19 protein-coding genes and 2 tRNA genes are annotated in these 21148 nt (G+C 59.9%); 10 read left to right on the forward strand and 11 right to left on the reverse strand.

Features of this window, described 5'->3' with window-relative positions; translation table 11 throughout:
• Positions 1-82 precede the first annotated feature (82 nt).
• The 9 genes from FGM15_03120 (at position 83) to rnr (ending at position 10352) form a co-directional block, all read left to right on the forward strand.
• Positions 83-766, forward strand: coding sequence for a hypothetical protein (locus FGM15_03120; GenBank protein MBU3664856.1), 684 nt, complete (start codon positions 83-85; stop codon positions 764-766).
• A 106-nt stretch (positions 767-872) separates the two neighbouring features.
• Entirely contained in the window at positions 873-1535 is a 663-nt protein-coding gene (locus FGM15_03125) for a hypothetical protein (GenBank protein MBU3664857.1), read from the forward strand.
• Between the two features lies 1 nt (position 1536).
• On the forward strand, positions 1537-2163 hold the full coding sequence (locus FGM15_03130; protein ID MBU3664858.1) for a hypothetical protein: 627 nt from the start codon (positions 1537-1539) through the stop codon (positions 2161-2163).
• 159 nt (positions 2164-2322) lie between these two features.
• Complete coding sequence (locus tag FGM15_03135) at positions 2323-2592, forward strand: hypothetical protein (protein MBU3664859.1); 270 nt, start codon at positions 2323-2325, stop codon at positions 2590-2592.
• Positions 2593-2595: 3 nt separating this feature from the next.
• Positions 2596-3006, forward strand: a complete 411-nt coding sequence (locus FGM15_03140; protein ID MBU3664860.1) for a type II toxin-antitoxin system VapC family toxin — start codon at positions 2596-2598, stop codon at positions 3004-3006.
• 131 nt (positions 3007-3137) lie between these two features.
• Positions 3138-3209, forward strand: a tRNA-Pro gene (locus FGM15_03145).
• Positions 3210-3360: 151 nt separating this feature from the next.
• Positions 3361-7641 (forward strand): hypothetical protein, encoded by a 4281-nt coding sequence (locus tag FGM15_03150; GenBank protein ID MBU3664861.1) that lies wholly within the window; start codon positions 3361-3363, stop codon positions 7639-7641.
• A 298-nt stretch (positions 7642-7939) separates the two neighbouring features.
• Positions 7940-8021 (forward strand) — tRNA-Leu (locus FGM15_03155).
• A gap of 9 nt (positions 8022-8030) precedes the next feature.
• On the forward strand, positions 8031-10352 hold the full coding sequence (gene rnr / locus FGM15_03160) for a ribonuclease R (GenBank protein ID MBU3664862.1): 2322 nt from the start codon (positions 8031-8033) through the stop codon (positions 10350-10352).
• Between the two features lie 17 nt (positions 10353-10369).
• Here the strand turns inward: rnr and FGM15_03165 are convergent, their stop codons facing one another.
• From FGM15_03165 to FGM15_03215, 11 genes are all read right to left on the reverse strand, one after another.
• Positions 10370-11338: a linear amide C-N hydrolase gene (locus tag FGM15_03165; GenBank protein ID MBU3664863.1), complete on the reverse strand. Its 969-nt coding sequence runs from the start codon at positions 11336-11338 to the stop codon at positions 10370-10372.
• Between the two features lie 31 nt (positions 11339-11369).
• On the reverse strand, positions 11370-12365 hold the full coding sequence (locus FGM15_03170) for an NAD(P)-dependent oxidoreductase (GenBank protein MBU3664864.1): 996 nt from the start codon (positions 12363-12365) through the stop codon (positions 11370-11372).
• Between the two features lie 2 nt (positions 12366-12367).
• Positions 12368-13522, reverse strand: a complete 1155-nt coding sequence (locus FGM15_03175; GenBank protein MBU3664865.1) for a hypothetical protein — start codon at positions 13520-13522, stop codon at positions 12368-12370.
• Positions 13437-14777 carry an aminotransferase class I/II-fold pyridoxal phosphate-dependent enzyme gene (locus tag FGM15_03180; GenBank protein MBU3664866.1) on the reverse strand — a complete coding sequence of 447 codons (1341 nt, stop codon included), beginning with the start codon at positions 14775-14777 and terminating at the stop codon, positions 13437-13439. The genes FGM15_03175 and FGM15_03180 overlap by 86 nt, the downstream gene beginning before the upstream one ends.
• Positions 14778-14915: 138 nt before the next feature.
• Entirely contained in the window at positions 14916-15764 is an 849-nt protein-coding gene (locus tag FGM15_03185; GenBank protein MBU3664867.1) for a hypothetical protein, read from the reverse strand.
• A gap of 129 nt (positions 15765-15893) precedes the next feature.
• Complete coding sequence (rodA, locus tag FGM15_03190) at positions 15894-17009, reverse strand: rod shape-determining protein RodA (GenBank protein MBU3664868.1); 1116 nt, start codon at positions 17007-17009, stop codon at positions 15894-15896.
• Between the two features lie 13 nt (positions 17010-17022).
• Entirely contained in the window at positions 17023-17814 is a 792-nt protein-coding gene (locus tag FGM15_03195; GenBank protein MBU3664869.1) for an ABC transporter ATP-binding protein, read from the reverse strand.
• A 48-nt stretch (positions 17815-17862) separates the two neighbouring features.
• The gene (locus tag FGM15_03200; GenBank protein ID MBU3664870.1) at positions 17863-18297 is read right to left on the reverse strand and encodes a PTS sugar transporter subunit IIA; all 435 of its coding nucleotides are present in this window, start codon (positions 18295-18297) and stop codon (positions 17863-17865) included.
• Positions 18294-19235 carry an NAD(+)/NADH kinase gene (locus tag FGM15_03205; GenBank protein ID MBU3664871.1) on the reverse strand — a complete coding sequence of 314 codons (942 nt, stop codon included), beginning with the start codon at positions 19233-19235 and terminating at the stop codon, positions 18294-18296. Before FGM15_03205 ends, FGM15_03200 begins: the two co-directional genes overlap by 4 nt.
• A complete protein-coding gene (locus FGM15_03210) occupies positions 19154-19882 on the reverse strand; it encodes a TlyA family RNA methyltransferase (protein MBU3664872.1) in 729 nt (242 codons plus the stop codon). Before FGM15_03210 ends, FGM15_03205 begins: the two co-directional genes overlap by 82 nt.
• A gap of 13 nt (positions 19883-19895) precedes the next feature.
• Entirely contained in the window at positions 19896-20429 is a 534-nt protein-coding gene (locus tag FGM15_03215) for a hypothetical protein (protein ID MBU3664873.1), read from the reverse strand.
• A gap of 253 nt (positions 20430-20682) precedes the next feature.
• Here FGM15_03215 and FGM15_03220 point away from each other — a divergent pair, with 253 nt between their 5' ends.
• Complete coding sequence (locus tag FGM15_03220) at positions 20683-21123, forward strand: hypothetical protein (protein ID MBU3664874.1); 441 nt, start codon at positions 20683-20685, stop codon at positions 21121-21123.
• Positions 21124-21148: the final 25 nt, after the last annotated feature.

A 21148-nucleotide genomic window follows, 5' to 3' on the forward strand; every position in this document is an offset into this window, starting at 1 on the left:
ATTCCTGTTACCATTCGATGACACGCGTATCCAGTCGCGGAATGAACGTCCGTCGCCTTACACCTGTCTCAAACGTATCTTTATGCGCAAACCCATCGTTCTGATCGCCGCATTCGCGGCTGCTACCCAACTCGCATCTGGCACAATTGTTGAAGAACTCACCCCTGCCGACCAAGCCAAGCTGAAAAAGGGGGAGAGCGTCGTCGTCACTGTCGAGAAACCCGGCGCTGTCTGGCCCGAAGTCCGCATTTACCGGAAAGTCAAAGCCACGCCGCAGGGAGTGACCGATCTTTTCCTGGATTACGAGCACGCCAACACGTTCATCGAGAACCTGGACTCCGCCAAAGTGGAGAAGGAACCCGATGCCAATACCAAGGATGTCCGCTACACTGTGCGGCTGCCGATCATTTTCTCCATCAACTACCTCGTGCGCAACCGCTACGAGAAGACACAGGAAGGATACAAAGTGAGCTGGCATCTGCTCGAGCCGCCTTTCGCGGCAAAATCTGCCGTCGGTTCCCTGCGCGTCGAACCGCATGAGGACGCGGCGGTGATCTGCTATGCCAACCACGTCGAACCTGCCACGCGCCTCATCGCCGGTTTGCGCGGGCACGCGATCAAGGAGGCGTCCAACACGGTCAACGCCATCGCGAAAGAAGCAGAACGGCGCCACCTCAAAACGGCAGCCGCGACACCATCACGGGCAGCCTCGCCTTCGCCCTCAGCATCGCCTTCGCCCTCAGCATCGCCCACGCCAAAGGCGTAGAACCTGCCCCAAACTTCGCGAAACAGCGAAGACCTCTTGCTTGCGATTCCGGAGCGCTGCGCATTCTGGTTTTAACAACGCCCCGGGTGCCGCTTAGTATAGCGGCATGACCGCGACTTACCGCTGTCCGCATTGCGATTCGGACATCGCTGCGTCGGACACCAATGTCGCGACCGACATCGCCCTGTGCCGCGCCTGCGGAAAATCGGTGCCGTTTTCATCCATCGCCGAAAACGTGGATATCGACGCCGTCGATCTTGCATCGCCGCCGAAGGGCGTGCGTGTCAGCGGAAGCCAGATCAGCGGGATCGAGATCACTTACCGGAAACTGTCGCCGCTCGTTTTCTTCATCATTCCGTTGGCGTTGCTTTGGACGGGACTTCCGCTCGCGATGATCTACGGACCGCAGATCGCGTCCGGAAAGTTCGACGCCACCCTCAGTCTCGCCGGACTGCCCTTTTTCATCGGAGCCTTGCTGATGCTGTGGCTGATCGCCTTCATGCTCTGCGGATGCCGCCGTATTCATATCGACCGCGGGCAATGCGAGATTTTCACCGGCGTCGGTTTGATCGGACGGCGACGACGCATCGCGCTTACACCCGAGTCTTCGGTCCGGCTCGAGCTGAGTTCCCTTCGCGTCAACAATGTCCCCCAGCGCCATGTCGTGATTTCCACCGACGGACAAACCGTGAAGTTCGGTGCCACGCTTCCGGAGAACGTGCGCACATTTTTCGCTGCCGTGCTGAGTAAAGCCTCGCAGGCTCAATAACATGTTCGGACTCACCAAGACCGAGCAGGCGATCCTGCGGCGACTCAACACGCCGCAAAAGATCCAGGATTTCATCGACCGGTTGCCGGTGAATTTCGAGAAACGGGGGGACACGCACTACTCCCCGCGCCGCGTGCTGCGCGAACGGAAAGCCCATTGTGTTGAGGGGGCGCTGCTCGCCGCCGCTGCGCTGTGGTTCCACGGACGCCCACCGCTGCTACTCGACCTCAAGACGATCCTTCTCGATGACGAGCATGTCGTCGCGCTGTTCAAGGAGAACGGATATTGGGGTGCGATTTCGAAAACCAACCATGCCGTGGTGCGCTGGCGCGACCCGATTTACCGCACCGTGCGCGAGCTGGCGGCGTCCTATTTCCACGAATACTTCCGCGATGAGGACGGGATAAAAACGCTCACGTCCTATTCGCGTCCCTTCGACCTGCGCAGGTTCGGACAAGATTGGATCACCGCCGAGCACGACTGGTGGGAACTCGACGACCTGCTCAACGCAACTCCGCATTATCCCCTCGTTCCCCCGCGTAACCGCCGCCACATCCGCCGCGCCACACCCTTCGAACGCAAAGTGCTCAACAAGCGCGAATGGTCGGAAAACGATCCAAGGACGTAGGCAGTCTCCCTAGCCGGATGGCGCTGCTTTCGTCTTTCATACAAACGGCACACCTGCCCGCGCATTGACAAGTGCAGTAGCAACGTTGGACGGCATCACACCACCTGGGCAAAGAAGCCTTCCGCCGCTGTCAGGCTGTGCCGCGGAATTGACAGAACCGTGCAATCGTGCAACCGTGCTCTCGTGAATGTCACGATCAAATTGGACGACACCATGTGCCGCGAGGCACGGCACCGGGCGGTGGATGCGAATTTGTCGCTGTCAGGGTGGATAGCTAAACTGATCCGCGAGCACCTGAATCATGCCCCGGTTGCCGCGAGGCCGAAGAGAACGTTGCTCGATTTGCTGGGCGACGAGAAATCGGGCGCGGTGGATTTGGAGATTCCCTCGTTAGCCGAGAAACCGCGCCCGGCAGTGTTGGAGGAATAGCACTTGTTTCTACTTGATACCAACGTGGTGTCTGAACTGCGCAAAGCTTCGCGCTGTCATCCGGGCGTGGCGGATTGGCAGGCGAAGCAGAAGCCGGGAGTTTGCCACATCAGCGCGGTGACGATCTTGGAAATCCGCTTGGGTATCGAACTGGCCCGCAAGAACGACTGCGCCAAAGCACAAATCCTCGAGGAATGGCTGGAAGGCCGTGTCAAAACAGGCTTCGCCGGACGGATTTTGCCGGTTGATGAAGCGGTTGCCGAAGCCTGCGGTCGTCTGCACGCCGCACGCCCCCGCTCGTTCCGCGATGGCCTGATCCTCGCCACTGCAGCGGCACACCGTTTGACCATCGTCACGCGAAACACCAAAGACTTTGCTGACGGTGGCGTTGCGGTGATCAATCCTTGGAAGTAGTGTGTGTCGGCAACACTCTTGATCCTTCACAGCGACTCCTTGTGCGCCGCGCCTTACCACGCCCCTTCGAACGCAAAGTCCTTAACAAGCGCGAATGGTCGGAAAACGACCCGAGGACATAGGCTTCTAACCGATCCGTAAGCTGTCGGGACAGCGCTTGAATTGGGCTCAGGAAGTCCTGGGTTCAAATCCCGGCAGCCCGATTTTTCAAAACCTGGGAGAACCGCTTCGGTCGAGGTTTCGGCAGTTCGCGGTTAATGCGCTAAGTGTGGCTTTGGAAGATTTTTGAAAGCTGCAAGGTGCTGATCGTGAGAGACAAATAGCGATAACTGCGAGACAGGGCTCATTCTAGACTTGAAGTATTCGGAGATGCGGTCGCAATATTTAAATATGAAGAAATTATTCGTGTTCCCCCTTATAGCCCTTTTAATACGAGATGGCTTACATGCATCCGCACAAAACTACACTTTATACGGAATTGACGTCGACTCTAGCAAAGTTGTTCTGATCGATCCGATCAGCAGCAGCATTACGGATGTTGCTCAACTTCCTTTCGTAGCAAACTACGGCACTGGTTTTGATTTCAGGCCTTCTGATGGCAAGTTGTATGCCAGCACATTTTCCTCAAACGAAGTCAGCTTTTATGTCATAGAGCCCTCGACAGGATCTGTTCAACAAATAGACAAGAAGTTGAGAGTCCCTGCGGATGCACCGCCACCATTCTCAATTGGTTTCACTAGCTCAGGAGACCTGTATGGCTATGGCGAACGCACAGGCCAAACTTCAGGCGATTTCCTTTTTGGAAATTGGTCTCAGGGCACTCTGACCAAGCGGCCCAACGGAGCAAGATCACCCAGTGTTCTTGGAGGAGACTTCGACGATACAAGGCAGGTGTTCTGGGCTAGCGACGAATGGGATGGCAAAATTTACCAGCTAAGTGCCAGCTCGGGAGAGCGAGTTTGGACATCGACAGACACATGGTCCAGCGGCAACAGCGGGGATCTTTTGGACATGGACGTCACGCCGACAGGAGAGGTTTTGGTCATCGCTACCACAAGCTCCATTCGCAAGATACTCTCCGTCGACCCAAACACTGGGACCTTTTCCGAAAAAGTGTCCCTCCCTAACACGCGAAATATCCAGCGCATAGCAAGTGTTCCGACGGGTTTAGATACAGACGGCGATGGCGTAAACAATTATCGCGAGAACAAGGACGGCACAGACCCAAATGATCCGAATTCCTTCAATCCGCTGAGCAAGGCTTTGGTAGCGTATTATTCATTCGACCAAGGGCTTGTTGACGAGAGCGGTTACGCGAAACATTTGGATCGCGTCGGTAACTATGAATTTGTCGGTGATTTGACCAAGGATGTTGGCCAAGCGCTTCGCAGTCCTTCGCGAGTTGATGGCGGAGTTATGTCCAGCCAAGATTCTGGCATCTCCGCCAACAGCGACCGCACCATCTCTTTCTGGTTTCGATCAGATGGCCCACAGCCGTGGCCAACTGGCAACGTTGTGCTCATGGGATCGCGCGTTGCAGTTGATCGTGGGAGGGGCTCAATCCAGATCGACAACGGATATAAGAATGTTGAAACGCCCGCAGTTGAAGATCTGCATCAACGGGTTCACCACTTTGTTTGGACCTACAAAAACAAGCTAGGGGAGTCTCGTTTTTATTTAGACGGACAGCCAGTAGATTTGGTTTTTCAAGATGGTTTCGGCGGGCCAGATACGACGCTCGAAGGTGTTGCTGACGGACCAATTAAGATTATGGGAGGGCCTGGGTCTGAGGGGTTCGGAGATCGCGGCTTTCAGGGCGAAGTAGATAACGCACGTCTCTACAGCCGCGTCATGTCAGCAGCCGAAGTGGGCCAGCTTTATCAAACTGAAGCGGGCACTTTGGATTCCGATGGCGATGGGTTGACTGATGCTTGGGAGCGGGGATTCGGGCGGTATCAGATCGTCCAAGGCAACTTCAACTGGCTGGAGGCGAAGGCAGACGCGGAATCCAAGGGTGGTCACCTTGCGACAATAACATCGCAAGCCGAGCAAGACTTCGTCGTGTCTTCCTTTGATGCGGCACTTCGCGAAGGCCGCGAGGGCACGTGGTTCGGCGCTTTCCAAATCGACAACTCGGACGAACCCTCGGGAAATTGGGCTTGGGTCACTGGCGAGTCTTGGTCCTACACCAGTTGGAACGTCGCACCGGATAACTATCAGGGGAATCAAGATTACGGCTGTATTATCGGCGACAACCTTGGATTCTCAAAGTGGGATGATGCTGCGCTTGCTGGCGGTTATACCCGCTACGTGTTGGAAAAAGGTTACCCGACCAACCCTCTCGACCCCGACTCGGACGATGACGGGTTCAATGATTCGATCGAGACGCAATATAAAACCGATCCCAATGATGCGACGATCACGCCGAACAATTCCCGTGAGACGGGACGGGTGAGCGCTTGGGGAGACAATTCCGAGGGGAGCACGGCCGTGCCCGGCGGTCTTTCCAATGTTATTCAAATATCGACGGCAAAAACTTCTTACGCACTTAAGTCCGATGGAACGGTCTCCGCGTGGGGCTCAATCTGGAACGGAAGCGGGTGGATAAATGTTTCGTCCGTCCTACCGCACAGTCTGGTCAACGTAGTGCAGGTTGATGCCGGGAGTCACGGCGGCATAGCGCTCAAAGGTGATGGCACCGTCGTCATGTGGGGTTATTTCTGGGACGGCAACGAAGTGCAGCCTGTTTCCGTTCCCGAGGGTCTTACCGGCATCGTGCAGGTATCCATGGGCATGTCCCATGTCACCGCGCTCAAGGCGGACGGCACCGTCGTCGTTTGGGGAACCAACAATTGGGGCGAGACCAATGTCCCCTCGGGTTTGGCGGATATCGTCCAAGTTTCAGCCGGTGACTACCACTCGCTTGCGCTGAAGCGTGACGGCACGGTCGTCGCTTGGGGAACCCGTCTTCATTCGGTAGTCACGGATGTGCCTTTGAATCTGGGAACGGTGGCAAAGGTGTCAGCCGGCGCGCACTTCAGCCTCGCACTCAAGGCCGATGGCACCATCGCCGCTTGGGGCCTTCCCAGCGTCTCTGCACAAGTTCTTGCTATCCCATCGGGACTCACGGACGTGAAGGATATAAGTGCGAGCAAGGTTGGCCCGAATGTCATCGCGCTCAAAGCGGATGGAACTCTCGTTGAATGGGGCGACAACACCTACGGCCAGCTTTCGGCTCCGCCTCTGTCGGACATCCTCCAAGTGGCAGCGGGCAGCGCCCACGGCCTGGCCATGCACAACAGCCCGCTGGACCGCGATGGCGATGGCGTGACTGATTACCGTGAGGGTCGGGATGGAACGGACCCGAATGACCCCAATTCCTTCCACCCGCTCAGCGTCGCTCTTCTGGCTCACTACACCTTCGACAACACGTGGAACGACTCGAGCGGCTACGAACGCCATGTGCTTGCGCCCTACACGACTTTCGGCCCGGGGCTGCGCGGGTTAGGAAGTTCGCTCAGCCTAACCAATGGAAACAGTCAGGCGAACTATTGGAACGATCCCAACAACACCAATACGCCCAACCGGATCAACACTTTCAGTATCTCGATCTGGATGCGGCCTTCGACATTAAACCAGACTAACGATACGTGGCACTATCTGTTCAGCGCACCAAACAATGCAGCGTATCTCCGATTCGGTAACGCATCTGTCGGTGCTCCCGGTTCGAAGGTGTTGGCGATGGGCTACGAATGGCCCGGCGACCCCGGATATAGCTTCACCACTGAGCCGATCAGCCGCTTGCGCGCCAACAACTGGCAGCAAGTCGTCGGTGTCCAAGATGGCAACTCCACCAAGATCTATTTGAACGGCAGACTGGTGGGCAGCTCGACCAATGGATCGATCCCGCTCGATCCTTCGAATTACACGATCGGCAATTTGTTCAACACCCATACCTACCAAGGCCTCTTGGACGAGGCTCGCATTTATGGGCGCACCCTTTCCGCTACCGAGGTCAGGGAACTCTACTCGTCCGAGGCGCGCGATATGGACTCGGACGGAGACGGTTTGCCGGACACGCGTGAAAGCGCAACAGGGGAGTTTGTTTCGACGGATGACACGGGCAGCGACCCATACGAGGCGGATTCGAGCGGGGACGGGATTAGCGACGGTGAGGCGGTTTCCCGCAACCTGAATCCACTCGTGGATCAACGGCCTGTATTGGATCTCCTGCGTGAAGTAGTAGGCAGTAATGCAGGACGATTCGGCTTGGTCACCGAGGAGCAGAAGCAGCAGGAAAACAATGCCAGCCGGACAAACGGCCGTGCAGACGTCATCAACAATCCGGCTGTCTACGGTCTCGTCACACAAGAGCAGTCTAATGCGAACCGTGCTGCCGGCAGACAGGATGTGACAACAAACCCGGGCGCCTACGGACTCTACACCGCAGATTCGATCATGGACCTCCGCATGGGCGGAGTCATGGTGCAGAAAAAGGGCTCAAACGCTGTCGTCACATTCCAACCGCAAACGACGGTAGACCTAACGCAGCCCTTCACGAACAACGGAACGGCGATCACCAACATGATTCCGATGCCGGGCAACAAAGGGTTCATCAGAATCCACGCAAAATAGGGATCGGCACCAAACGGTGTTCTGTCAGACAAGCTAAACAGCCTCTGCCAAAATACTCAGCACTGACTCCTCATAGGCGTAAGCAGACTCGTTCTTCTTCAACTTCCGAGCAATCGTTCCTCGAATATTTTTGAGCCCTTCCATCTGTCTGAACCTCCAAACAAGTTCGATGTCGAGGAAACCCTTTGCATCTTCATTGCATCGAGCCCCGCATTGGCTCTGCAGACAAAGTGATGGCCACACTGAAAGCGTCGGACCCTCGCCATGCCCTCCGGTTCGTGCTTAATTGTCGATCATTGCTCGGGTGGCGAAATTGGCAGACGCGCCAGACTTAGGATCTGGTGGAGCAATCCATAAGGGTTCGAGTCCCTTCCCGAGCATTTCCGCCAATGCGCTTGCTCCTTGGCGGACAACGCCCCATCGTCAGCCCGCATATGCCCCGATCTTCACGTCGTCCGAAACGCTCGGACAAATCCCGCCGTCCATCCAGTCGGCAAAAACCAAAGCGCGATAGCGGACGTCCGCAGCAAGCCAAGCGTCACGGCGGCAAGCCAGCCGCTCAAAAAAAGCAGCAGAATATTCCCGGTCCGCAAAAAACACCCGCGGGCGCATCCGATTCCGACTTGTCGGCACGGGTGCTAGCTGTGGTGCGCAAGCAACGAAAGTCGCCGCCGTCGGCACAAGATCTCACCCGCACTCTGCAACTGGGTCCAAAAAATTCTGCTGCCTTGGAACGCGCGCTGCACGATCTCGAAATCGCGGGCGATATCGTTCGCGTGCGGCAGGACCGCTACACCTTGCCGGCCGACGCGGACCTTGCCGTCGGCACGATCCAACTTCACCGTGACGGCTCGGCACACCTCTTGCGCGACCGTCCGGGCGATCCTGAATTTTATCTAAGCGCCGAAAACACGACGACGGCGCTCCCTGGGGACCGCGTAGTGGTGAGACATTTGCGCGATCAGCCACCGTATCGCGGCTACCAGCCGTGCGGGCGCGTGATCCGCATTCTCAAACGCGGAACAACGATGGCCGTGGGCACTTTGGAAAAGTCCGCTCGTTTCTGGCATGTCGTTCCTGACGACAAACATTTCGTCCACAACATCTACGTCCCCCAGCCCGCACCGCCGTTGCGTCCGAACCAAGGCGACAAGGTCGTGGTGAAACTCGGCGAATGGACTTCGCGCTACACGAATCCCGAGGGCGAGATTGTCGAGGTGCTCGGGCCGGCAGATAAACCCGGAGTCGATATCGAATCGATCATCCGGAAGTTCGACCTTCCGACAAAGTTTCCCGAGGCTGTCATCGCCGAGGCGCATGCATTTCCGTCGGAGGTGCCGTCCTCCGCGGCGCAGGGGCGCGAAGATTGCCGCAACACCCTGGTGATCACGATCGATCCGGACGACGCGCGCGACTTCGACGACGCGATCGCGGTGGAAAAATTGTCCGACGGCTGGCGACTCACGGTGCATGTGGCCGATGTGTCGCATTACGTTGCACCCGCGACTCCGCTCGACCACGAGGCCTACAAGCGCGGCAACAGCGTGTATTTGCCCGACCGTGTGATCCCGATGCTACCCGAAGCGTTGAGCAACGGGCTGTGCAGTCTGCGGCCGGACGAGGACCGTCTCACCTTCGCCGCATTTCTGGAGATCGGGCGTGATGGCAAAATCCGCAAGTCGCGTTTTGCGAAATGCATCATCCGCAGCGCGCGGCGGTTCACCTACAAAGAGGCGTTTGCGCGTCTGCAGGTAGCGCCGCAGGACAAGTTCGACCGCCTGTTGCACGAAGCGTGGGCGATGGCGTCGGTGATGCGGAAAAAGCGCTTCGACGAAGGTTCGCTCGACTTGGATTTTCCCGAAGTGAAGGTGTGGCTGGATGACCAGGGACGCCCGGACCGTCTCGAGCGGATCGAGAACGACATTTCCCATCAGTTGATCGAGGAATGCATGCTCGCGGCCAATGAAGCCGTTGCGCGACTGTTCCGCATGAAGCCCGCCGCGGCGATCCACCGCGTGCACGAGAAGCCGGACGAGGAAAAGCTCAATGAATACCGCGAGCGTGTGCAGATGCACGGACACAAGGTCGGAAATCTCGCGGTGCGCAAGGAGCTGACGCGATTCCTGCGCATGCTGCAGGGGCGACCCGAGGAATACGCGTTAAAAACCGCGCTCTTGAAAAGCCTCAAACGCGCCAGTTACTCGCCGGAACCGGCGGGGCATTACGGTTTGGCCAAGAGCGACTATACCCATTTCACCAGTCCGATACGGCGCTACGCCGATTTGATCGTCCATCGCGTGCTGTCGGATATCTGCGGTTACACCAAACCGAAAGGCCGTATTCCGTTCGCCGAGATCGCGCGCCATATTTCAACGACCGAGCGCAACGCGGCCGAGGCCGAGCGGGAAGCCGTGCGGCTGAAGAAAATGGAGTTTTTCCGTCAGCAACTGGCGAAGCGCACGGGGCGCACGTTCAAAGCCATCGTGCTCGAGGTGCGCAACTTCGGGATGTTCGTCGAGTTGCCGGAAGTCATGGCCGGCGGACTCATCCATGTGTCCGCGCTGGGCGATGATTTCTACACGTTCGATCAGGCGAGGCAGCGATTTGTCGGGAGGAAAAAGAAGAAGACTTACCAGGCGGGCGACGAACTCGAAGTGATCGTTGCGCGCGTCGATCCGTTCAAACAGCAGATCGACTTCGCGCCGGCTTGAGGCGGGAAAGCGGACGCCTACTGAAACTTGAACGCCTGGTAGTCCGGTGGCGTGAACAGCGTATCGACCTTGTAGGTAGTGTCGGCGAAATTGATATCCTGCAACGCGACTTTGCGGATGTCGTAATTGTTGTAGGTGCGGAAGTAGTAGACACGGTTGGCGAGGTCGCCAACCACGGAGTATGAGGTGAACTGCGGCCGGTCGTTGACCCACCGCCAGTAAAGAATGCCTTGCGGGATGTCGACGGTATTTACCATCGACCACGCGCGATTCACGGCAGCGAGTTCGTCGGGAACCTTGGCCTGTGTGGCATTGATCGCCGCCATGCGGCAGAAACGCCCCTCTGGCGAGTAATCGAAGGCTTGGAATGTTCCCTCGTCGAATTTTTTCGGATCGTATTTCGACCAGATCTCCATCTGCTTTGCGTAATTCGGATCGTTGGTCATCGCGCCGACTTTGTTTTCGGTAACCACGGTTTTTCCATCGAGAAACTCAACAACAACGGAACGACCGGTCGCGTCGGTGATGGCGTAGTGCAAAGTAATCTCCAATTCCGGGGCCAAGTTCGAGGTCACACCGTAGAAAGAATTTTCTTTGATCATGGAAATCGCTTCGTCCACGGTCCTCGCATTGCCGAGCACGAGCGGCAGGAGTTCGATGATCGGGCGCGCTCCCGATTTCTTGTCCGGATACTTGCTTTCACCGAGCCATAGCGCGCTTGCGGCAAGGCCGTGCTCGTTGATGCCATCGCTAAAGATGCCATCGTGACTGATACCGACAAATCCATGCTTGGTCCGGAAAGTCCCGAAGTCATGCTCGCGCGGCACGCGGGTCATCTCGGCTTTCAGGTCGCCGGGCCACTCCATTGTGCGTCCGATGAAGCAATGCTTCTGGTCGTTGAGAAACCTGAACCACGTGCACGCACGCGCAGTCAGCGCAGTAGCAAAGGAGACCAAACCAACGATAAGGAGTGTTTTTGATTTCATAATATAGAAAAGAGACCGCAGAAACTTGGTTCTACACCAATCCCTCGCGGCGGAACCATACGAGCGTCCGCGCAAGACTCTCCTCAAGGGTGTCACGACAGCTCCATCCGGTTGCCTCGCGGAAGTCCGAGGCATCGACGACCCAGCGGTCGGGCCAGATTTCCCGCGCGCGGTCGGGAGTGAGCGACGGAACTTTCTGCCCGATCGCGGGAATGAATTTCGAGGCCAGCGCCACCGGACGGAGGAAAATTTGCGGCACAGGCAGCAGCAGCCCGCGTCGGCCGCTGATTTTCGCGGCGGTGAGCATGAGGTCGGAATCGCTGATGACGGAGCCCGAGGCAACGTATGAAGTGTGCAATCCGTGTTGCGGTCCGCGCTCGAACCACGCAGCGATGGCGTCGGCCAAGTCGCCGGACGAGATCCAACTGTAATGTTTTGCGCGCAATCCCGGTTTCGGCCAGACCTTGCCACGAACCATGCGGAAGAGCGGGAGGGTGGCCTGATCGCCCGGCCCGAGCACCATGGGCGCACGGAGAAGTAGCACCGGAAAGTCGGGGGGGTTCTCGCGGACGGCCAGTTCCATCCGCAGCTTCGAAGCTCCATACCAGGAAACGGGGCGGTCGGGATCAGTCAGCTTTTTCGCTTCCTGCCCGCGCGGGGTCGGTCCGCCTGCGGCTTGCGAAGAAAGCACGACGACGCGCGGGTTGCCGCCGACGGTTTCCAGCAGCCGCACGGTGCCTTCGACATTGACGCGGAAATATTCTTCGCGCGAGCGGCTGAAGAGCACGCCGGCGCAATGCACCACACGGTCGAACGATCCGAGGTTGCGCAGATCCCACGCGGGCGCCTCGGCTTCGACGATGGAAAGCTTGGGTTGGTCGGCGAACCCCTCGCGCGCAAGTTGCTGGCGCAGCTTCGCAGGCGAGCGCACGGGGGCGACGACTTCGGTGATGCGATCGTCGCCCAGTGCGCGCATGACGATGGTGCGTCCGATAAATCCCGTGGCTCCGGTGACAAGCAATCGCATGGTTAAAGTTTCTTCTCCCAGATGGTGTAAGTTTTGTTGCAGCGGCCGCCGAGCATTTCGATGCCGCGAACGATCTGCGCATTGTTGGCCTCGACCCAAGAGACTTCCGTAAGAGGATAGTGCGAAGCCACGCGGCGGAAGGTCTCATGGTAGAGGAAAGGGGCGATGCCGCTGCGGCGTCGGAACTCGGGTTCGATCCCGAGGATAAGATGCCGGGCACGGCAGGGTTTGGCCGTTTTGAGAAACCACAGCATCGGGATGAGGCGCGCCCAGCCGCGCGGCCAAGACCGGGTGCGCAGCAGGAAGTCATTGATATCCGGAAGACTGATGGAATAGCCGACTTCGCGACCTTCATGCATGACGAAAAAGAGCAGGTCCGGATTCGCGATGGTGCGCAAGCCTTGCGCCGAGTGTTCGAGGTCTTCCCATTTGACCGGCATGTAACCCCAGTTGCGGTCGAGGGTGACATTGTAAAGCCGCTGCAACTTGCGCAGTTCGCCGCCGATGTCGGCGAGATTGAACGGTCGCGTGGTCAAACCGCTTTTGGCTTGGGCGCGCGTGGCGAGGCGCGTCATGGCCGGGTTGGCCACCACGGTCATATCCATCTCGAAAGCGTAGAGTCGCCGGACTTCCCTCAGGCCGAGATCCCGGTAGATATCCGCGTAGAACGCGGGATTCCACGGCATGAACACGCAGGGCGGCGCTTCGAAGCCCTCGGTGAGCAGACCGCACGTGTCGTTGATACTCGGCGAATACGGTCCGCGCGCGGCGTCGCAGCCTTTCGAGCGCAGCCAGTCGCACGCGGCATCGAACAAGTCCCGGGCTGCATCCTCGTCGGCGAAATCGAAAAAGCCGAAAAACCCGGTCTTGTCCCGGTGATATTCGTTGTGCGTGCGGTTGAGGATGGCGGCGATGCGGCCGACGATTTTCCCGTCGCGCTCCGCGAGAAACGGCGCCATTTCGCCGTGGGCGGCAAGGAAGGGCGAGCCGGGCAGGAAGATCTCGAGCACGCTGCCCGGAATGGGCGGGACGAACTGCTTGGCGTGCCCGAGGATGTCCTCGGCCGCGTTCTCAAACCGCCGCAGTTCGCGCCGGGCGCGACAAGGGCGAATCGTGATGCCTTTGGGGGACTTCCCCTGCGGCACGCTGGTAGGCATCGTCTTCAAAAATAGCGAGTTCGCGCGCGATGCGTCCAAAGGTCTCGAGCACATGGTCGAGTTGCTCCGGCGTATGGGTGGCCATGTAGCTCGTGCGGATGATGGCCTGCCCGCGGCGCACCGCCGGGTAGATGGCCGGCGTGGCGAAGATCCCGCTGTCGAAGAGGCGCTGGGCGAAGAAGAAGGCTTTCTGCTCGTCGCCGACGAGGATGGGAACGATGGGTGTCTCGGTCGTCCCGATATGGAACCCGAGGGCGCGGAAGCCAGCGTGCATACGCCGCGCGTTTTCCCAGAGTTTTTCGATGCGCCAGGTTTCCTCGCGCATGATCTCCAGGGCGCGCATCACACCACCCGCCACGGCGGGGGTTGGCGACGCAGTGAAAATGAAGCAACGCGCTTTGTGCCGGACGAACTTGATGACGTCCTTCTCGCCCGCGAGGAACCCGCCCATGCATCCGAGCGACTTCGAAAAGGTGCCCATGAGAAGGTCCGAGCGGTCGGCGACGCCGAATTCGTGGGCACTGCCGCGGCCTTCCGGCCCCATCACGCCGAGCGCATGGGCCTCATCGACATAAAATTTGGCACCGAATTCCTCGGAAACGGCCATGAGATCGGAGAGGCGCGCAATGTCGCCGGACATGCTGAACACGCCATCCACCACCACCATCTTGCCCGCTTCCCGCGGAAGGCGCGAAAGGCGGCGGCGCAGGGACTCGGGGGAATTGTGGGCAAAGGGGACAATTTTGGCCGGCGACATACGGCAGCCATCGATAATGCTGGCGTGGTTTTCCTTGTCGCAGAGGATGTAATCGCCTTCCTCGAACAGGCAGGTCAGCGCCCCTTGATTGGCAAAATAACCGGTGGAAAAAAGCAGCGCGGCATCTTTGCCGGTGTATTCGGCCAGGGCTTCCTCGAGTTGTTCGTGGATGATGAGGTTGCCGCTGAGCAAGCGCGAACCGGTGCAACCAAGGCCGTATTTGCGCGTGGCTTCGACAGCGGCCTCGACCACGCGGGGGTCGTTGGCCAAACCCAGGTAGTTGTTCGACCCGACCATGACCACACGCTTGCCCTCGCAAATGACCTCGGTCCCGTCCATTTCCTCGATGGGGCGGCAAAACGGGTAGACCCCGAGAGCGCGGGCCCTCTCGGGTTCATCGTAAACCACGCATTTGTTGAAAAGATCATTCTCTTCTTCCCAAGCGTGGCCGTTGAGCGGAGGAGCAACCTCCTCGCCGTTGATACTGATGATTTTCATCCGGTTTGCGCCGAAATGGGGGAGGCTACCGAGCGAGCGATGGCAACGCAATGCCGCATTTGGCGTTATGAGAGGGCTAAATCAGTCAAAAAAAGAGACCGCCAGGCACCAAAAGGCCAGCAGCAGCGGCACTGCCGGTCAGTTGCTGCGGGTGGCGGGAACCGAAGCCGGATAGCGGGTGGAGTCGGCCAAACGCACATCGCCGCGGCGGCGCTTCTGGACAAAGGTGTTGTTGTCACCGTATTGGGCCCAAGGTCCGCGCGGAATCTCGCTGAATTCGACAAAGCGCCAGGAAGCGATGTCCTTGCCCTTCATGCCCAAGTAGTCGCGCACGGCGGGCGAAACATCCAAGCCGGCACCTTGGTTGAGGTTGGGCAATGGACGCTGGTTGCCGAAAACATATTGCCAGTGGTCGGTGCGAAAGGGACCGCAATCCTCCCATTGCGCATAGGCTTCTTTGCCGCTGCGGTTGCGGATGACGACCCAGCGTCCTTTGCAAACCGTTTGCCCGTGTCGCACGAATGACTCGCGGAACCACGGGATCACACGCGGGGCCTCCGGCTTGGTGCGGCCTTGGGAGACATCATTGTAGGGCAGGGCCACGTAAAAGGGATTTTGCCGCGGAATGAAGCGGGCCGGGATGTAGCCACGGCGACCGCGGGGATCGGGGTCGTCAAACCCGCCGTAACTGCGCATCCACTGCTGATCCCAGGAGCTTTTGTTGTTGGGAACGGGGTTATTGGGCGTGGGCGTTTCCCCGATCCAGAAGACCGTGGTGACAATGTTGTTCTTCCACGGGTAGCGGCGCGAGTTACCCGCCCGCGGGGGTCCCAAGGTCGCGCGGGGCACCCGCGGTTCGACCCTCAGAAGCACGCTTTCCCTCAGACGCAGCGCCTCGTCCTCGAACGTGGAGGCGCGTCCCTCCGTAAAGGACGCCGCAACCGAAGCAGCCAAGAGGAATGTGATGAGGGGTCTGCGGGAGCGCATGGGTAGGAACCTCAAATAGTCTCGTCATGAGCGGCGCGGCGCAAGTAAAAGGCCAGATTTTGGCGCAAGATGATCGCCTAAGATATTGATGAGCAAAGCTTTAAGAAAACAACAAACCAGCCCGAAAAATCACCACGCGGACTTGCGGCGAGCCGGCCGGCTGTGGATCCAGATACTTTGCAGCAGACCCACGCTGAACAAAACGGTGAGGAGAAAAGATCCGCCGTAGCTGATGAGCGGAAGCGGAAGCCCGGTGATCGGAGTCACGCCGATAGTCATCCCGATGTTCATGAAAACGTGGGTGAATAACAGGGTCGTCACTCCCACGGCAAGCAGGCGCCCGAGATCGTCCTTGGCCCGGAGTGAAATGTAGAGGCCGGCTCCGATGAGGGCGGCAAAAGCGAGAAGAAGCAGAAACCCGCCGATGAACCCATGCTGCTCTCCGATGACCGAAAAAATGAAGTCGTTGTGCACGATGGTGCTGGGCAGGAAGCCGAGTTCGTTCAGCGTGTTCGGCGCCTTGAAGCCCTTGCCATCCCAACCACCCGAGCCGATGGCAGTCAGCGATTGGTTGATCGTCCAACCCGCGCCCCGCGGATCGAGGTCCGGATCGAGGAAGGTCACGATGCGTTGCCGCTGGTAAGGGCGCAGACCGAAATTCACCATCAGGGGTATGAACGCCACCGCCAGCAGTATGAGGGTGATGAGGTAGCGGGCGGGGATGCGCGCGGCATAGAGCATGGCGAGGATCACAGGCATCCAGACGATGGCGGACCCGAGGTCCGGCTGGATCAGGATGAGGATGCCGGGTGCGGCCGCGATGACGCCGCAGAGCGCGATGCGCAGCGGCGCCGGCATGCTTTCATAATCGGAAAGAAACAGCGCCATCACCATGATCGCGGCAAGGATGGCGAGCTGCGAAGGCTGGAAATTGATGATGCCCAAGTCGAGCCAGCTGCGCGCCCCGTAAACCTTTGCGCCGAGGAAATGGGTGAGCACGAGGGCCGCGAGTCCCGCGATGTAAAGGGGCAGTGCGCCCTTGCGGATCCAGTGGTAGTCCGCGAGTGAGACGCCGAGACAAAGAATGACCCCGACGAGCAACCACACAAGCTGGCGGCTCCAGAAATCCTGGTCGCGCATCCATGTGGCGCTGTAAATGGCGAAAATCCCGAAGGCGCCGAGCAGGGCGACGAGGAACACAAGCGGCCAATGGAAAGACCCGACTTTGCGCGAAAGGGAAATCATGCGGTTGGCAACATCAAGCCGCAAGACGCGGCACGGCGGAAAGAAGTTTCTTCGTGTAGTCGTGTTTCGGATCCTCGTAGATCGCCTCGGCCGGCGCCGACTCGACGATCTTTCCGCGGTGCATGACGATCACATGGTCGCTCACGTGTTCCACCACGGCGAGATCGTGCGCGATGAAAAGGTAGGCGATGCCCAACTGCTCCTGCAGATCCTGCAGCAGGTTGACGATCTGCGCCTGCACGCTCACGTCGAGCGCGCTCACCGGCTCGTCGCACACGATGAAGCGCGGCTTGACCGCAAGCGCCCGCGCGATGCCGATGCGCTGGCGCTGACCACCGCTGAATTCGTGCGGGTAGCGGCCGGCGGAATCGGATGGCAAACCGACGAGCTTGAGAAGTTCGTCAACCCGCTCACGGCGCTCGCCTTTGGTCATCGAGGAAAAATGGATCTCCAGCGGCTCGGACAGGATGGCCTGCACGGTCATGCGCGGATTGAGCGATCCGAACGGGTCCTGGAAAATCATCTGCAGGTCTTTGCGCAGGGGGCGGAACTCGCTCTCGCCCATGGGCAGGATGTCGCGCCCGTCGTAGAGCACTTCCCCCGACGTGGCCGGCGTGAGTTTCAAAATGGTGCGACCGACGGTGGTTTTTCCGCTGCCGCTTTCGCCGACGAGGCCTACGGTCTGGCCCGCTTCGACGTCGAAGCTCACGTCATCGACAGCCTTGATCTCGCCCGTGCGGCGGCGGAAGACGCCGCCGAGCACGGGGAACCACGTGCGGAGATTGCGGACCGAGACGAGCGGCATGCGCGCAATGTGCCCTTCCCCGGTCCGTCCTGCAAGAACGCGCCGGAATCAGGCGAGCAACTTTTCCACCCGCCGCGCCAGATTTGCGGCATCGGGTGCATCGAGCAGCGTTTGCAGCACCGCTTGGTCGCGGCAAGCGCGGGCAAGCGAGCCGATGGCCCGCAGATATTCCTCGGCCATGGCGGAAGGGATAGCGAAAACGAAAACCAACCGCGGGCAGCACCCGGAGCCCCCCGCCGTGCGCGCCACGGCAACGGCAAGGCCCTTCACCGCGTCGCTGCGGCCGTGCACAAGGCAAACGCCGCTGGCGCATCCCTCGAGATCGACGATTTGCCGCGCGCCGATCGATGCGCGGAAGGCTTCCCAGGAACCGATGTGCGGATCGCTGCGCAGGAGATCCGCCGCTTTTTCCGCGGCTTCGTCGCGCGATCCGGCCGCAACATCCACGGCGGCGCACGCGGGCGGAACGAGAATGCGTGTCATACGTTGCTGCCGCTCCACTTAAGCTTCTCGCGCAAGACCCCGCTGAAGGTGAGGCCGGGAAGCGTTGCCAGCTGCAATTTTTCGGCAGCGCGGGAAATGCGCAGAACGTCGCCTTCGCCGAAGTCGCGGACTTCCTGGCCGTCCACGTTGACCGTGACGCCCGGGGCATCGCCCACCAGACGCAGCTCGAGGCGCGAGGTGTCGGCGATGACTGCGGAACGGTTGGTCAAGACGTGCGGACAGATGGGCGTGAGAACGAGACAAGCGCTGTCGGGCAGCAACAAGGGGCCGCCAGCCGACATGGAATAGGCGGTCGATCCGGTGGGCGTGGCGACGATGAGGCCGTCCGCGTTGTAGATGCACAGCTCCTCGCCATCGACGCGCGCCTCGACCTTGATTAGCTGCGAATGCTGCCCGCGGCTGACCACCGCATCGTTCAGCCCGGTGAAAGTTTCCGCCACGCGGCCGCCGCGAAGAAGTTCGACGTGAAGCAGCGTGCGCGGGCTTAGCCTGTAATCGCCTGCGGCGATGCTCTCCACCGCACGCGGCCAGTCCTCGCTGCTCACTCCGGTGAGAAAACCCAGCGAACCGAGGTTGATGCCGAAAATTGGCGGCACCGGTGCGCGCACGCGGTGCAAGACCCGCAGAATCGTGCCGTCCCCGCCGAGGACGATGAGAAGATCGCAGGCGGCCGCCAATTCTTGCTCGTCCGGGCCGTCAGACCCGGCACCGCATGCCAGCGCCGCGGTGCGGCGTTCGAGCAAAACGCCGACCCCGTGGCGTTCGAGCGCCGAGCGCAGGTCGGCGACGAGCGTCGCAGCCTGCGGCTTGTCGGCGCGTGCGATGATCCCGGTTTTCATGGACGCAAAAGACAAAGAAATTCGCGGTTGCCATCCGCGCCGGTGATGGGCGAGTCGGTCACACCGCCCCATGTCCATCCGGACCGGGCCGCGAAGTCCGCGATTTTTTGCACGGCGCGCGCATGTGCAGCCTCGCTGCGCACGATGCCGCCGCGGCCGACTTCGTCGCGTGACAACTCGAACTGCGGTTTGATCAGCGCCACAATCATTCCGTCGTCAGTAAGAACCGCGGCGACGGGCGGCAAGACCAAAGTCAGGGAGATGAAACTCACGTCCGCCACGGCGAGCCGGACTTTTTCCGGCAAATCCTCGGGTTGGAGATGGCGAGCGTTGGCATGCTCCATCACGACGACGCGCGGGTCGTTGCGCAGGCTCCAAGCGAGCTGGCCGTGGCCGACATCGAGCGCATAGACCTTCGCGGCCCCGTGCTGCAGGAGACAGTCGGTGAATCCGCCGGTCGAGGCGCCGACGTCGAGGCAGACCCATCCCGACGGGTTGATGCCGAATGCGGCCAGCGCGGCTTCGAGCTTGTAGCCGCCGCGACCGACGTAGCGATCGGCGCCACGCACCTCGAGCGGCGCGTCAGGGGCGACGAGTTGCGAGGGTTTCTCCGCACGCGTTCCGCCGATGAAAACTTCCCCCGCCATGACGACACGCTGCGCTTTTTCGCGCGAGGGGCAAAGGCCCCGCTGCACGAGAAGCACATCGATCCGCTCGCGGGCCATGCGCCGTCGCGGATCAATCCGCGCGCAGTCCCGCGCCGGTCAGACGCTTCTCCAGTTGCCGGATGCGCACCTCGGCCATCTGGAGTTTCTGGTGGTGTTCGACCAGCAGCAGTTCCAGCTCGCGGATGCGCTGCTGCAGATTCTGGCGGATGGTGCGGCGACCGGGCTCGTTGTGGGCGATTTCTTCCATCGGCGGCGGCTGGCCCTGGAAAAAGCCGCTGTCGCGCAGGGCCATTTCGACGCCGGTGCAGCAGTTGATCAGCTTGGTCGAGGCATTGATTTCGCCGAGACGCAAAAATTCCTGCACCGCCTCCTCGGTTGTCGGGCCGTAGTAGGACTCGTCGCCGAGCTGGATGAGGTAGTCCATGTGCAACTCCTGCAACATCGGGGCCTTGACCCATTTCACGCGGTCGTCGCTGACCATGTCCAATGGCGACACCTGCGCGGCGCGCGCCCATTCCTTGATTTTGGCGAAATCGACCGGACCGAAAGTCTCGCCGTCTTCGTGCTTTCTCAAGAACCACTTCGCCGAGTGCTCCGTCGCCATGGCGGAATGATCGGCCCGGGCGCGGCGCGTGGCGAGCAAATCCGCAGGGGGATATCCAGAGCCTACCGCTTGCCACCACCGGACATCTGGGGCAAATTAGCCGTTCGATGATCAGGTTGACACGGCAGGAGAGACAATTGATCGCCTTCATTCTCGCGGCTTTCGTGACGGGGCTCGGCATCAAGCACTGGCGCGAGGCCCGCGCAGCCGGCGCCGCGGCCGCACAGCTCTCCACGCCCTGAAATCCGACGCCATGCAAAAACCGGCCTTCCACGAAATTCTCGACCAGCTGACCGCGCGCGATCCCCGGTTCAGCCGCGAGGCTTACGGATTTCTCCGCGAGGCCCTCGAGTTCACGCAGAAAAAACGCCGCAAGAGCCGCAGCGCCTCCGCGACCCACGTTTCCGCGGCGGAGTTGCTCGACGGCTTCCGCGAATATTCGCTGCAGCAGTTCGGCCCGATGGGCCTGACCGTGCTCGAATACTGGGGGGTGCGCTCGACGGGCGATGTCGGGCGCATGGTGTTCAACCTCATCGAGGCCGGCGTGTTCGGCCGCGCGGACGACGACCGCATCGAGGACTTCGAGAACGCATTCAGCTTCGAAGAGGTCTTCGTCACGCCTTTCCGTCCCGCGGAGAAAAAGAAGACGGCGCAAGTGCCGCGTCGCCGGAAACTCGCGCCGGAAGCCAACTGACCAACGCGCCGCGACTGCGGCACGC

The organism is Chthoniobacterales bacterium (assembly GCA_018883245.1).
Lineage (GTDB): Bacteria > Verrucomicrobiota > Verrucomicrobiia > Chthoniobacterales > JACTMZ01 > JACTMZ01.